This is a genomic window from Vitreoscilla massiliensis, from assembly GCF_001457815.1.
Taxonomy (GTDB): Bacteria; Pseudomonadota; Gammaproteobacteria; order Burkholderiales; family Neisseriaceae; genus Vitreoscilla; species Vitreoscilla massiliensis.
On the sequence record NZ_LN898219.1, the window covers coordinates 1 to 14,184 of the forward strand.

Consider the following 14,184-nt stretch of genomic DNA (forward strand, 5'->3'; position numbering starts at 1 on the left):
GAACAGGACCGTGAAACGATTTAGCGCCGATGATAGTGTGGATTACCCATGTGAAAGTAGGTCACCGCCAAACTCCCCATTCTAAAGCCCTGATGCAATGCATCAGGGCTTTATTCATTTCAGGCACTAACCAATCACATACAGCACAATAGCTCGCAACAGATTAAGTACAAGTGGCCTGTAAACATCATTGCATCCACAAATATCTACACAGCACACAACCCAAATCCAATGACACGCAGCAACTCATACGCTCATACACGTTTGCTGTAACAACATCGAAGCTACAAATACATCACAACCAATTCTTAAATCGGCCTGTAAATGCCCTGATTCAAGATTACAGGCCGCCTTTAATTCATCAGTTGCTTACCTTAAAGAACTCAAACGCCGCAACTCAGATGTTCATGTATGTTTGCTGTAGCAATATCAATACTGCGAAATGCTTAAAAGTCATTCATGCGGCCTGTAAATACTTACAGGCCGCTTGTATGCAACAAAATTATGGCTGTTGCTTTAAAGCCTTCTCCAACCACAATTGGTACCACTCTAAAAAGCCGATTGGTTCGCTATTGCCCAATTCGGTTGAAGGCATTAAGCCTGCTGCATCGACGGCGCGGTTTTCCCATACGCTGCCGGCAGCGGCGCCGCTGATGACCAAAAAGAAGCTGATGCCGCAGCCATAATCACACAGGTGTAAATAGCCGTTGGCCCATTCACTTGGGAATAATAAGGCTTGGTATTGTTCATACAATTCGCTTTCCAAATCCTCATCTTCCGTTGCTTGGGCGGCTTCGATTTGCTCTTCTAACAGTGCCAATTGGTGTTCATCGGGCAGGGTGGCGCTGCTTAATGGAAACGGGGTGGTCAAGTTTGCGGGGCTGGCGAAATCGGTGTGCACTTCCAAACTGTCTTGCAAGGAATACAGGCCGTAAAACGGGCCAGCGCCGCCATTGCCAACTTGAGTGAGAAACCACACATAGTCCTCGGGCAGGGTGATGCCAAACTCGGCTTCTATGGCTTTGATGTCGCCCGCGCTGAGGCAAGGATTGAGTTGGTATTGGTGTTCAGCGGCGCCAAATGCTTGAAAATGGGGGTCGCGCTGCGCCAATTGTTGCAAGCTGGCTAAGATTGAGGGTGCGGATTGCATAAATGCCTTTATTATTTGTTATATGGGTATGAATCAATAATGAACATTATATCAATCGTTTGCAAATGCTGTGTGGCTGGCTACAATGAGTTGTCATACTAAAAACAAGGAGAGACTTATGACGATTTCAACCGGTATTTCAAATACCGCCATCGCGCAAGTGCATGCGGCGCAGCGCCAGCAGTATGTAAACACCCACCCACAATCCCAACAATTGGCATTACAAACCCAAGCGCATTGGTTGTTTGGTGTGCCTTTGCATTGGATGAACGATTGGTCAACGCCGTTTCCACTGTTTATGCAGTCGGCACAAGGGCTAACGCTGACCGATGTGGATGGCAACGAGTATGTGGATTTTTGTTTGGGCGACACTGGGGCAATGTTTGGCCATTCACCCAATGCGGTGGCGGCGGCTTTGGCCACGCAAGCGCAGCAAGGCCTGAGCAGCATGTTACCTACTGCCGATGTGGCGGCCGTAGGTAACATGCTGAGTGAGCGCTTTGGTTTACCGGTGTGGCAAGCGGCGATGAGCGCCACCGATGCCAACCGCTTTGCCTTGCGTTGGGCGCGGGCGATTACAGGCCGCTCTAAGTTGTTAGTATTCAATGGTTGCTACCATGGCACGGTTGACGATGTGTTTGTGGATTTAATCGATGGGGTGCCACAACAGCGCGACAGTTTGCTTGGGCAAGTCTATGCCTTAACCGAGCACACCGAAGTCATTGAGTTCAACGACTTGGCGGCTTTGGAAGCGGTATTGCAAACCGAAACCATCGCCTGCTTGTTGGCCGAACCGGTGATGACCAATGTTGGTATGGTATTGCCGCAGCCAGATTATTGGCAACAAGCGCAAGCCTTGTGCCAACGCTATGGCACGCTGCTGATTTTGGATGAAACCCACACCATCAGTACAGGTTTGGGAGGCTATGCCACGCAACATGGCTTACAGGCCGATATGTTGGTCTTGGGCAAACCTTTGGGCGGCGGCATGCCGTGTGCGGTGTATGGCATGAGTGCCGACATCGCCGCGCGGGCGCAGCAAGCGAAAGAGCAAGCACCGGCCGGTCACAGCGGCATAGGCACCACGCTGACTGCTAATGCCTTGGCCTTTGCCGCGATGCGTGCCAATTTGGAACAGGTGATGACGCCTGCGGCGTATGCGCACATGTTGCCTTTGGCGGAACAATTGGCCGAGGGTTTGCGCAGCCTGTTTGCACAACATGGCGTGCACTGGTGTGTGACCCAAGTGGGGGCGCGGGTGGAGTTTCAGTTTGCCGCCACACCGCCGCAAAACGGCACCGAAGCGCGCGCCATCATGTTGCACGAATTGGAGCAAACGATACACCTGTATTGCCTCAACCATGGCGTGTTGATTACACCGTTTCACAATATGTTGCTGTTGTCGCCAGCGACCACGGCGGCAGATGTGGCGCGCTTGTTGGCAGTACTGGATGGCTGTTTGCAGGAGTTACTGGGCTAGAGAATAGCGGCCTGTAAGAACAGTGTTTGTGATGCAGTAGCTTAATACATAAGGTGTGATGCACCCAAACAAGCGGCCTGTAAACTCGGTAAGGGGTTTACAGGCCGCTTCATGATAGCTATCAGATATTTGGTTGTGGCTGGTTAAACATCAATCTCACACCATGCAACAAGACCAACACACATTAATCGCGGTAAGTCGAATGGCAAGACATGCACTGTTTGTCCACTTGTTTGATGGCGCTGCGGATTTCGTCTTGATTGCTGTGGGCAGCGGCGGTTTTTAAGGCCGCGATGCTGGCAAAAAAAGCCGCTTGTTGCTGTGCAAACGCCTCGCTGTTTTGCCAGATTTCGGCCTTGGCTTTGCCATCCATGCCTGGTTCATCTTGTTCAAAATGGGTAAACGGCTGTTGTGCTTCGGCTTCAAACTGCGCCACCAGCTTGGCGAACTCGGCTTTTTGGTAGCCATCGTTGCCATTGGTCATTTGCACCATTTTGGTGTAGTTGGGCATCATGGCGGTGAAGCCTTGATGGCGTGCTTGGCTGTGGGGGCCGCGTTTGACTTCGTCGGCAGACGAGCAGGCGCTGGTGATGAGGCAGAAACTGAGCAGGCAAAAGGCAGACAACAACTTCATGTATTCATAACTTTCTAAGTGATTTGTCACAACAATAACGACGCGGTATGATGGACGAGTCTATCATAGTGAGACCATCCAGATTTGAATCTAGCGCAACTTAAACAGCAAATCCTCAGCAATTGCAAACACCACAAAGTGCAGGTCACGGCTCAGCGTGAGCAGGTGTTGGACTTGATTCTGGCCGAACACGGCGTCATCAAAGCTTACGATATTTTGTCCAAATTACAGGCCGCTTCCACCACCACGGTGGCGCCGCCCACTGCTTACCGCGCCTTGGATTTTTGGGTAGAGCAAGGGGTGTTGCACAAAGTGGCTGCGGTCAATGGTTACATCGTGTGCCGCCACAGTGGCGAACACGAGCACGATGAACACGGCGATTGCACCCATGAGCCACACCAACAAGCGATTATCTTGGTGTGCACGCATTGTCACGCCGTGGATGAGCAGAATTTGACCGGTGAATGGCAGCAATTGCAGCAAGGTTTGGAACGCACTGGTTTCCAATTGGATGAAGAACACGTCGTATTAACAGGAATATGTCAGCAATGTCAGCAGCTCAAGCAGCAGTAAACACCAAAGTGCATTTGTTTTCCGGCTTTTTAGGCACGGGCAAAACCACCGCCATCAAATCCTTGTTGGCACAAAAACCAGAACACGAAAAATGGGTCATCATTGTCAATGAATTCGGTGAAATCGGCATCGATGGCGCGGTGTTGACCGAAGACAACATCCCTGTGGCCGAAATTTCCGGCGGCTGTTTGTGTTGCGTGGCTGGCCCACAAATGACGGTGACCGTGACCAAAATGTTGCGTGACAACCGTCCCGACCGCCTCATCATCGAAGCCAGTGGCTTGGCGCATGCCGCCAGTGTGATTGATGAATTGAACACACCGCCGCTGTCGAATGCCTTGACTGTGGGCGCGGTATTGACGGTGGTCGACCCACGTCAATTTGTCGACCCCGATTTCAATTTACAAGGTTTGTACCAAGACCAAATCGGTGTGTGCGATGTGTTGGTGGCGAGCAAAGTGGATTTGTGCAGCGATGAGGTGATGACACAGTTTCGCGAGCGTGCGGCCAAATTGTTCCCACCCAAAGCCTTGGTGGCCGAGGTCAATAATGCCCAAGTCGACATTGCATGGCTGGACACGCCAGTGATCCAAAAGCCGCGCTACCGTTTGCACACCTTGCCTGACAACACCATGGGCTACCAATCGCAAGGCTTTACCTTTGATAAAAACAGCGATTTTGATGGCGAACGCCTGACCCAATTCTTCAATGAGTTGCCGCAAATGACCGAGGGCTTGGTGCGCGCCAAAGGCGTGTTCCGTGTTTTGGGCACTTGGGTGTGGCTCAACTGGGTCGATGGGCAATGGGGCGCCAACCAAGTGTCGTGGCGCCGTGACAGCCGCTTTGAATTGATTGCCAAATCGTTTGATGCGGATAAAATCGAACAAGTGTTACAGGCCGCATTGGAGCGCTAAACACACATGTAGTCATTGGAAAAGCAAGCTTAGGCTTGCTTTTTTTGTTGGCTGTACGAGAGAGCATATATAAAGATTACTGCGTTAATGTGGAGAGATTTAAAACATGGCTAACAGGTTTACAGGCCGCATGAGTAAGCCATAAGCGGCCTGTAAATCCTATACAGTCATCAATGCTCAGGTGAATGCTCTTAGCTGAGTTGGTAAACGACAAGACTGCTGATGGCTTGCGATACCGCCACTGTTTATGCTTACAGGCCGCTTTCACAGAGCGATGCGGCCTGTAAATCCTATGCAGTCATCAATGCTCAGGTGGATTATTTAGCTGAGAAGGCAAAACAGTAAGACAATTGATGGCTTTAGATACACACAAGATACACACACTTTTTGATGTTTACAGGCCGCTTTCATAGAGCAATGCGGCCTGTAAGCGGATTGAAACCCGTATTATTGGCCAATTTTACAATTGGCACATACGGATTAAGCGTTGTTGGTGGGTGGTTTTGCCTTGTTGTATGAGGCTGACTTGGTAGACATCGAAAAACATTTCCTCCGCCAGCAGCGGCACGGCGCTCAGGCTGCGCTCATGCGCCAATTGCAACACATCGCCGCGGTAGCGGGCGATTTCAGCGCCTTGCTTCTTCTCGGCCACTTGCACATTGTGCGCTTCGTCATCGGCGTAAAACCGCACTTGCTGATTGGGGCGGAAATACTTGCCCAGTTTGAACACTGTGCCGTCCATGCCATCGACGCTGATGCCAACAATGGGACCCAATTGCTCAGGTGCCAAATCGCTCAAGACTTGTTCAGGCAAGATTTCATGGTAGGAACAAGAATGCAGGCTTTGTAAGGTGTTCAAGCTGCGCTCGGGCAGGGGTTTAAAACCTTGTGCCAGCGTCAGTGCTGGCAATGCGTTCAATAACAGCATCCACAAATGGGTGTTGGTTTTCATCTTGGCCTCGCTTGGGTGTCGTCAACGCCATGGCTTAATGCAGCGGCGGCAACACGCCAAACACTTGCAGGAGTTGCCACACTGCCCAAGCCACCATTACACCACCGATGCCGCGTCTGAGCCAGCGGTGTTGGAACAAAGGCGTCAAACTGGAGGCAAAAAAGCCAATGGCGAGCAAGTTTGGCAACGTGCCCAAGCCAAACGCAGCCATGCTCAAACCCCCTTGTAAGGCGCTGCCGCTGCTTAAGGCGTACAAAGACGCGCTGTAGACCATGCCGCAGGGCAACCAACCCCACAATGCACCCACGGCCAAACTCGCTGGCCATGATTTTAATGGCAATAAGCGCGCTAACAGCGGATTCAAGCGCCGCCACACCGGTTTGCCCAAACGCTCGACTTGGGTAATCCATGCCGTCCAGCCGCCCAAATACAGGCCGAGTAAGATGAGCAAGACGTTGGCGAACACCAGCAACAGCAGTTGCAAGCTGCGGGTTTGGTCTAGGCTGATGCCATATTGGCTCAGTGCACCCAAAGCGACGCCGATAAAGACGTAACTTAAGATGCGGCCTGTATTCAAACACAGCAGCAATTGCCAGCGGCGCATGTTCGGCGGCAATTGCAAGGCAAACGCACTGCTCAAACCGCCGCACATGCCCACGCAATGGCTGCCGCCCAAAAAGCCAATTAAAAACAGCGCCAATAAAGAAATGTCGGCCATGATGAAAGATGCATGCAAAACGCCATTATAGCCAAGCGCCTGCCGCTTTTTGCGGCCTTAAATCAAAACAATGTGCGCAACTTGTGCCTTTGAGCACATTATTGCGGCACGGCAATTTGAATGGTGGTAAGATTTTGCTGTGCCTCAGTGGTCTGAGTCAGCAAATTCAAACATGAGAGCGACTTGTGTTTGAATGTGTTGGTTTGGTAGAGGGTGCGGTTGAGCACCTAACTGAGGAGTCTGGTCATGAAAATCTGGGCGTGGGCCGCATTGTTGGCCACCAGTCATGTGTTGGCGCAAACCCCTGAACGGATGGTGGTCTTGGATGTGGCCGCTGCCGATACTTTGCAGGTATTGGGGAGTGCCGACAAAATCATTGCCTTGCCCAAGGCATCGCTGCCGGCGTATCTGACGCCGCTGTTGAGTGCGCACACCGTCGACACGGGGCCGCTGAACAAACTCGCCTATAGCCAACTTCGGCAAATCAAACCCGATGTGATATATGCACCCAAACTGGCGTCAGCCACGCAAACAGGCTTGCAGCAAATTGCACCGACGCAAGTATTGTCATTTTCCCCCACCAGCTATTGGCAAGATGTCGAGCGCAACACGCTGGCGCTGGCCAGTGATGCGACCACACAAAACCTTGCCAAGCAGCGCTTGCACGGCTTACAGCAACAAATCACGACTTTGCAACAACGCATAGACAGCGACAATCGCAGCCTGTTGGTCTTGGAACACCAGCAAGGCCATTACCGTTGGCGGCCACAAGCGGCTTACCAAGGCTTGTTGTATGGCGTGTTGCACATTAAGCGGCCTGTAAACCTGCCGACACAAGAGCAAGAGGTGACGTTAGAACAATTACAAACATGGCAGCCCGAAGCCTTGTGGGTCATCGATGTCAGCGGTGCGCAGCAGCGCCAGCCTGTGGACATGAGCGTGTTGGAAACCGCCGCGCGTGGTACGCCGGCAGCGCAACAACAGCGCATCAAAATGCTGCAAGCAGAGTACTGGCCAAGCGTGGCCGTGGGTTTGCAAGGCTTGCAATTGCAATTGGATGAGGTGGCACGTGAGTGGTGACCGCCACGCGCAGCCGACAGAATCAGCAGAGAGAAAAATACACATGAAACAAACCGAATTAAAAGTACAAGGCATGACTTGCCAACACTGTGTCAAAGCCATTGAAAAAAACGTCAGCAAATTGGACGGTGTGACCGAAGTGGCGGTGAATTTGGCCAATGCCCAAGTCGATGTCAGTTTTGATGAGCACAAAACCGATGAAGCGGCAATACGCGCGGCCATCGTCGAAGAAGGGTATGAGGTGTTGAATTAAGCGCAGATGAGTCGCTAGGGTGTAGAAACCAAGGTGTAGTAGCTTAAGCAGTGCAACAAAAAAGCCAGTGTTTAACTGGCTTGGTCGTGGTGGAGGTCGTCGTTACTGCTGTCTTGCAACACGATGGCGGGCAGGTGGTGCCAGCGGCGGGCTTTTTGGCATTGCTCATCGCCCAATTGCACTTCTTGGCAAGTGCTGCTGCGGTATTCGTACACACTGCAACTGACGGCGCGACCGACCTCACCTTGTAAGGCGATGCATTTGGGCTGGGTTTGGTTGGTGCCGCTCATGCACGCGTACACAGGCGTGAGCGCCTCGGTATAGTGCGGCGGCAAGGCTTCGCCCTCGGCCCAGTAAAACGACACGCGAAAAGAGGCGCAACAAGCGCCACAATGGGTGCAGATGTGTTCTGCGGCAGGTAAAGACATAAAACTCCTAACATCATTATTGGACAGTATCAATGCGGCCTGTAAACCTGAGATAACGGGGTTTACAGGCCGCTTGTTTATTTATATGGCATTATTATGCGCCAAAAAATCACTGTAAAACAATGGCTGCGGTGGGTTTATATGGTCTTAAAAATCAATGCTTAAGCGCAGCTTGCTTGCCGTGTTCAGCGTGGTTCTGACAGGCGAAATGGCGGACGTGACTAAGATGCGGCTGACCCAGTCGCGTATGACATGTAGACTGGGTCAGTGCGAAGATTGTCGTAAGCTAGCTAGCAAGCTATCAATGTTGATGCGGATGGGTATGGGCTGAGTGGGCATGGGTTTGTGTGTGTTCATGTTCATGCTCGGAGGCGGCCTGTAAACCCATATCTGCCTCGTTGTGACCGTGGGCGGTGCTTTCCACTTGCAAAGTCACATGGGCAATGCCTTGTTGCTGCAACAACGCTTCGAGTTGGTGCAAAATGGTTTGTACCTCGCTCAAACGCATATCGTCTTGTATCACCACATGGCTGGCGAGCGCGTGTTCGCCGCTGCTGATGCTCCACACATGCAAATCATGGATGTTCACCACCTCAGGTTGTTGCAACAATAAGGCGCGGATGTGGGCGGGGTCGATTTGGCGCGGCGTGCCTTCCATTAACACATGCGCCGCTTCGCGTAAAACAAAAAAACCACTGCGAAACACCAAGATGGCCACCAACACGCTGATGAGTGGGTCGGCCCAAGTCCAGCCATACCAGCGCACCGCCAAAGCGGCGATGATGGCCGCCACCGAGCCGAGCAAATCGCTGATGACGTGCAAAAATGCGCCGCGCATGTTCAGATTGTCATGGGTGTCGCCGCTTTTGAACATCATGACCGCCACCACTATGTTGACGATTAAGCCCAAAGTGGCAATCACCAACATGCCGGTCGATTGTATTGGCAAAGGTGTGACAAAGCGGGTTACCGCTTCAATGACAATCCACACCGCCACCGCCATCAAGGTCAAGCCATTGAAAGCCGCGGCGAGAATTTCAAAACGGCGATAGCCAAAGCTTTTGCCAGCATTGGCCGCTTTGGCGCCAAAGCGAAACGCCAACAGCGCAATGCCCAAAGACAGCGCATCGCTTAACATGTGGCCGGCATCGGACAACAGCGCCAGACTGTTGGTCAGCCAGCCACCGATGGCCTCGACCACCATGAAGGCGCTGATGAGCACGAAAGACCACAGCAACACTTGTTGGTTATTGCTGTGGTGATGGTCATGAGTATGGTCGTGGTGATGAGTGTTGGTAGTCATGGCTGTCCTTTAAGCGGCCTGTAAGCCCAGACAGCATCATAGACTCATTGCGCTAGGTGGGAAATGCCACTGCCGTGTAAAACACTGTGACCATTGTGTTTGGGCTCGACTTTGATTTGGGTGCTGATGCGCTCTTTCAAGGCCGCGACATGCGAAATCACACCGATGAGTTTGCCTTCTTGCTGCAAACTCGCCAGCGCATTCAAGGCCACATCCAAAGCATCTTCGTCCAGTGTGCCAAAGCCTTCGTCCAAAAACAGCGAGTCAATGCGCGTGGTCTTGCTCGACATGCGTGCCAAACCCAGCGCCAGCGCCAAAGACACGATAAAACTCTCGCCACCAGACAAATTCTTGGCCGAGCGCACCGTGCCACCTTGGTATTGGTCGATGACATCCAATTGCAGCGGCGCATCGTCGGTTTGTTTGAGCAAATAGCGGTCGCTCATGTTTTGTAATTGGCGATTGGCTTGTTGTACCAATTGGTTGAAGGTCAGGCTTTGCGCAAACAAGCGGTATTTCTTGCCATCGCTGCTGCCGATGAGTTCGTGTAAAGCGCGCCAATGGCCACATTCTTGCTGTTGCGCCACGATGTGTTGTTGTTGCTCGGCCAAACGCGCCATGGTTTGTTGTTGTTGCTGCCATTGCTGTTTGAGCGCACCGATGCTTTGGGTGGTGTGGTCTAAAGCGGCCTGTAAATCCACAATGGCCTGCTGATTGGCGGCCAGCGTCGTATCGGTGTGACGCACGCTGTGCTGCAACTCGTCCAATTGTGTGAGCGTGTGTTTGATGGCTTGGCGCAGCTCGGCTTCTTGCTGTTTGAGCAAGTGTTGCTCTTGTTCCAATTCTTGGCACACATGCGTGGGCAATTGCTGCGTCAGCCAAATGTGTTCGCCAGCAAAACCGTGCAGCTTGAGCAAGTCTTGCCATGCGTCTTCTTGGCTTTGCAATTGCGTTTGCAATTGGTGTTGCATGTGCAATTGCTCATCGTAACGCGCTTGCTTTTGCTGATACGCGGCATGCGCTTGCTGTAAGGTATTTTGCGCCGTGCTCAAAGCCAGTTGGCAATGTTGCAATTGTTGGCGCCAATGCTGTTGGTCGTGCTCTATGTCGACTTCGCCAAACAATTGCAGCCGCTCCGCAATACTGGCCTGTAACACCTGTTGTTGCGCGTGCAGCGACGAGGCAAATTGCTGTGCCATGTGTTGGCTGTGTTGCAATTGGGTCTGCAAATGCTCGTGGTCTTTATTGAGCAGGGCACAGGCTTCTTGCAGCTGTTGCCATTGCTGTTGCTGCTCGCTCCAAGTGTGCACTTGCGCAGCCAATTGCTGCAAAAAGGCGTCGGCATCGTCATCGGCTTGGAAATCCAATACCGCCCACGCTTGTTGCAAGGGCTGCATCAAGGCTTGCCATTGCGCTTGTGTGTGTTGCCATTTTTGCTCGGCGCGTTCATACGCGCTTTGCAATTGCAGCGCTTCGCTTTGCAAGCGTTCGTGCTCTTGTTGCCGCACCTCGCGCTGTTGCTGCAAGGCGGTGAAATTAAAGCGGCGTTGTTGCAAACGGCTTTGTAATTCCAACACTTCGGCAATCAACAGCTTCACATCGCGCAAGCGTTGCTCGGTGTCCGACAATTGCGGCAGTGCGTCTTCCTGGTTGATATAAGGATGGTCGGTGGCGCCGCAGAGCGGGCAGGCTTCGCCCTCATGCAGATGGGCGCGTTCGTCTTCCAACGATTTGATTTTGTCCAATAAGCGCAATTGTTGTTGCAGCAAGTCTTGTTCTAATTGGTATTCGCTCAGCTGTTTGCCTGCGAGTGCCTCGGCAATTTGGGTTTCGGTCTGTTGCAAGGTGTCTTGCAATTGCTGCAAGCGCTCGGCGCTGAAAGTCAAATACTGCATTTGGTCTTGCTGCGACTGCTGATTGGTCTGCACATGTACCAGCAAGTCTTGGCTGTGTTGTGCTTGCTCGGCCGCCAATTGGCGCTGTGCTTGCAGGTGTTGCCATTGCTGTTGCCACTGCGGCAGCAGCTTGCTGGCGCTGGCCAAATGGCGGTGCGCGTTTAAATCGTCTTGTATTTGTTGCAACTGTGCGTGTTGTTGCGCTAACAGCAATTGGTGTTGTTGCAATTGCTGTGTGGTCGCAGCGACTTTGTGTTGCTGCTCGTCGCTTTGCTGCTGCCATTCATCGCTGCGCGCTTGTTCGGCGGCAATGCGTGCGTCCAAGGCGCTGACTTGTTGCCACACTTGTTGTTGTTGCAAATAACGCTGTTGGAATTGCTGCTCTTCCACGCTCAGTTGCGCCACTGCCTGTTCTTGCTGGCGCTGCAAGTCGGCCAATTCCGGCATGGCATCGAACAATTCTTGCAAACTGCGCTGCACATTGGCGCTTTGCTGGCGCAGCAAGTGCACGGTGCGAAAATCGGCGCCTAAGATGGCGGCTTTTTGCGCGCGCAACAATTGCTCGGCTTGCGGCGCAAACGCTTGCATGTGTTGCTGTTGTTCAGACAATTGTGCCTCAAAATCGGCTTGCTGCTGCTTGAGCAAGGCTTGGCGCTGCAATTGTTGTTCTTCAAGTTGCAATTCGCTCAGCAATTGTAATTGGTGTTCGCGTTGGCGCTCTTGTAAGCTTTGTTCTTGTTCGAGTTGGCTTAATGCTTCTGGGCTGAGCACATCCATGCCTTGTAAGGCGGCCTGTAACAATTGCAAAGCGTCTTCGGCCTCGCGTTTGTTTTGGTGCACTTGCTTGGAAATGTGTTCGTAGATTTCGGTACCGGTGATTTGCTGCAACATGTCCGAGCGCTCATCGACGCTGGCTTGCAAAAAAGCGGCGAAACTGCCTTGTGCCAACAACACCGAGCGGGTGAAGCGTTGGAAGTTCAGATTGGTCAGCGCTTCTATGGCGGCGACGGTGCGGCTTTTTTTCTCCTCAATCAACACACCGCTGTCGGCATAGGCCAATTCGTGTTTGGCCTCTTGCAAACGGCCATCGGGCTTGTTGCGGGCACGGCTTTGGCTCCACATGCTGCGGTAAGCCTGTTCACCCACGACAAACACCACTTCGGCAAAGCAATGGCCGCTGTGGCGCGACATGATTTCGTTTTCGCTTTTGCTGATGGTTTTTAAGCGCGGCGTTTGTCCAAACAGCCCCAAACACATCGCGTCCAGCAGCGTCGATTTGCCGGCGCCGGTGGGGCCGGTGATGGCAAACAAGCCATTGTTCACATAATCGCGGTGTTGGAAATCGACCGACCATTCGCCATACAGCGAATTGAGATTGGCAAAGCGCAAGCTGAGGATTTTCATGCTTCGCCCTCCTCATCGCTGACCAATTGGTGTAACACTTGTTGGTAATTCAGTCTGAGCTGGCTTTTTTGTGTCTCGTCCAAATCGTGTTGTGCCATGCAGGCCTCGAAGACCTCGGTAGGGTTCAAATCGAGCAGGGCGGTGTCATCCGAGGCACCGGCCAAAACTTTGTTAACGAATTGGCGGTTGTAAATGCGCAATAGGCTTAAATCGCTGCCTGCCACCAGTGCTTCCAATTGCTCGCTCAAATCGGCAATCACTTCCGTGCCCACATACACCACTTCCACATAGGCGTTGCTGCCAGCTTGTAGCAAGTGTTGTAACTCGGCCTGTAGGTGCGCCATATCGCCTTGGATGCGCACCAATGCTTGAAAACACGGGATGTCTATGGCTTTGATGCTCGGTATGCGGCCTGTAAACGCCACATGCAATACCTGTTTTTGCTGCTTGGCTTCCCCAAAACCCATGGGGATGGGCGAGCCACAATAGCGAATGTGATCGACACCGCCAACGCTTTGCGGCACATGCAAATGCCCCAAAGCCACGTAATCAAAACCGGCAAAACAATCGGGGCCAACATGGGCGAGGCTGCCAACATACAATTCGCGCACGCCATCGGCTTCCAGCGTGATGCCACCTTGGCTGAACAAATGCCCCATGGCGATGATGGGCACATCGCTGCCCAGCTCTTGCTGTTTTTGCTCGGCCAAGGCCAAGACTTGGCGGTAATGCGCTTGTATGCCTTGCACCAAAGCCTGATTCTTATCGCTGCTGCTTTCGCCATCGACACTCACGCGCACATCGCGGTCGCGCAAATACGGCACCGCACACACAATGGCGGCAGGCTGGCCGTGGCTGTCTTTCAGCAATAACACTTCTTTGTCTATGGGGTTGGTGGCGGCACCGATGACATGCACATTCAGCGCAAACAACAAAGCCTTGGGCGCGTTTAAAAAACTGGCCGAATCGTGGTTGCCGCCGATGATGATGATGTGGCGGCACAGACAATACGCCGACACTTGCGCCAAAAAGCGGTAATACAACTCTTGTGCGCCATGGTTGGGGGTGATGGTGTCGAACACATCGCCGGCTATCATCAACACATCCACGCGCTCGTGTTGCAGCGTTTGCATCAACCAATCCAAAAACGCCGCGAATTCGGCGTAGCGGTTTTGCCCATACAGGCTGCGGCCCAAATGCCAATCTGAAGTGTGCAGTATCTTTAGCATGACTCTAATAAATGCGTGGCGAATGAAAAAAATTTTTGCTCTAATAAAATTCAATATTAAAAGGTTAACGTAATGGGGTAAACCCATATGCCTGTATCACATATGCATATCACTGGCTTGATAAAATAAAAAACCTAAAAAGACATTGATTTCATTAATTAATAATTGTAT

General features: G+C 52.2%; 13 protein-coding genes. 5 read left to right on the forward strand and 8 right to left on the reverse strand.

The features are described from left to right. Positions 1–502: 502 nt before the first annotated feature. Positions 503–1,150: an SMI1/KNR4 family protein gene (locus BN3003_RS05470; RefSeq protein WP_058355660.1), complete on the reverse strand. Its 648-nt coding sequence runs from the start codon at positions 1,148–1,150 to the stop codon at positions 503–505. A 118-nt stretch (positions 1,151–1,268) separates the two neighbouring features. Between BN3003_RS05470 and BN3003_RS05475 the strand changes: the two genes are divergently transcribed. Next, on the forward strand, positions 1,269–2,630 hold the full coding sequence (locus tag BN3003_RS05475) for an aspartate aminotransferase family protein (protein WP_058355661.1): 1,362 nt from the start codon (positions 1,269–1,271) through the stop codon (positions 2,628–2,630). Positions 2,631–2,814: 184 nt separating this feature from the next. On the opposite strand, the gene BN3003_RS05480 is transcribed toward BN3003_RS05475, so the two are convergent. Beyond that, positions 2,815–3,264: a c-type cytochrome gene (locus BN3003_RS05480; RefSeq protein ID WP_058355662.1), complete on the reverse strand. Its 450-nt coding sequence runs from the start codon at positions 3,262–3,264 to the stop codon at positions 2,815–2,817. 84 nt (positions 3,265–3,348) lie between these two features. Here BN3003_RS05480 and BN3003_RS05485 point away from each other — a divergent pair, with 84 nt between their 5' ends. Both BN3003_RS05485 and BN3003_RS05490 read left to right on the forward strand, forming a co-directional pair. After that, positions 3,349–3,837 (forward strand): Fur family transcriptional regulator, encoded by a 489-nt coding sequence (locus tag BN3003_RS05485; protein ID WP_058355663.1) that lies wholly within the window; start codon positions 3,349–3,351, stop codon positions 3,835–3,837. Then, on the forward strand, positions 3,813–4,751 hold the full coding sequence (locus BN3003_RS05490; protein ID WP_058355664.1) for a CobW family GTP-binding protein: 939 nt from the start codon (positions 3,813–3,815) through the stop codon (positions 4,749–4,751). Before BN3003_RS05485 ends, BN3003_RS05490 begins: the two co-directional genes overlap by 25 nt. 460 nt (positions 4,752–5,211) lie before the next feature. Here the strand turns inward: BN3003_RS05490 and BN3003_RS05495 are convergent, their stop codons facing one another. Beyond that, the gene (locus tag BN3003_RS05495; protein ID WP_058355665.1) at positions 5,212–5,703 is read right to left on the reverse strand and encodes a hypothetical protein; all 492 of its coding nucleotides are present in this window, start codon (positions 5,701–5,703) and stop codon (positions 5,212–5,214) included. 34 nt (positions 5,704–5,737) lie between these two features. Continuing rightward, positions 5,738–6,424 (reverse strand): sulfite exporter TauE/SafE family protein, encoded by a 687-nt coding sequence (locus BN3003_RS05500; protein ID WP_187119853.1) that lies wholly within the window; start codon positions 6,422–6,424, stop codon positions 5,738–5,740. A 243-nt stretch (positions 6,425–6,667) separates the two neighbouring features. On the opposite strand from BN3003_RS05500, the gene BN3003_RS05505 reads away from it, so the two are divergent. Both BN3003_RS05505 and BN3003_RS05510 read left to right on the forward strand, forming a co-directional pair. After that, on the forward strand, positions 6,668–7,501 hold the full coding sequence (locus BN3003_RS05505; protein WP_058355667.1) for an ABC transporter substrate-binding protein: 834 nt from the start codon (positions 6,668–6,670) through the stop codon (positions 7,499–7,501). A gap of 43 nt (positions 7,502–7,544) precedes the next feature. Then, positions 7,545–7,754 carry a copper ion binding protein gene (locus BN3003_RS05510; RefSeq protein WP_058355668.1) on the forward strand — a complete coding sequence of 70 codons (210 nt, stop codon included), beginning with the start codon at positions 7,545–7,547 and terminating at the stop codon, positions 7,752–7,754. A gap of 71 nt (positions 7,755–7,825) precedes the next feature. Here BN3003_RS05510 and BN3003_RS05515 read toward each other — a convergent pair whose 3' ends face one another. From BN3003_RS05515 to BN3003_RS05530, 4 genes are all read right to left on the reverse strand, one after another. After that, positions 7,826–8,182 (reverse strand): YkgJ family cysteine cluster protein, encoded by a 357-nt coding sequence (locus BN3003_RS05515; protein ID WP_058355669.1) that lies wholly within the window; start codon positions 8,180–8,182, stop codon positions 7,826–7,828. A gap of 301 nt (positions 8,183–8,483) precedes the next feature. Beyond that, complete coding sequence (locus tag BN3003_RS05520) at positions 8,484–9,485, reverse strand: cation diffusion facilitator family transporter (RefSeq protein ID WP_058355670.1); 1,002 nt, start codon at positions 9,483–9,485, stop codon at positions 8,484–8,486. 44 nt (positions 9,486–9,529) lie between these two features. Then, positions 9,530–12,784 carry an AAA family ATPase gene (locus tag BN3003_RS05525; protein WP_058355671.1) on the reverse strand — a complete coding sequence of 1,085 codons (3,255 nt, stop codon included), beginning with the start codon at positions 12,782–12,784 and terminating at the stop codon, positions 9,530–9,532. Beyond that, positions 12,781–14,013 carry an exonuclease SbcCD subunit D C-terminal domain-containing protein gene (locus BN3003_RS05530; protein WP_058355672.1) on the reverse strand — a complete coding sequence of 411 codons (1,233 nt, stop codon included), beginning with the start codon at positions 14,011–14,013 and terminating at the stop codon, positions 12,781–12,783. The genes BN3003_RS05525 and BN3003_RS05530 overlap by 4 nt, the downstream gene beginning before the upstream one ends. Positions 14,014–14,184 lie beyond the last annotated feature (171 nt).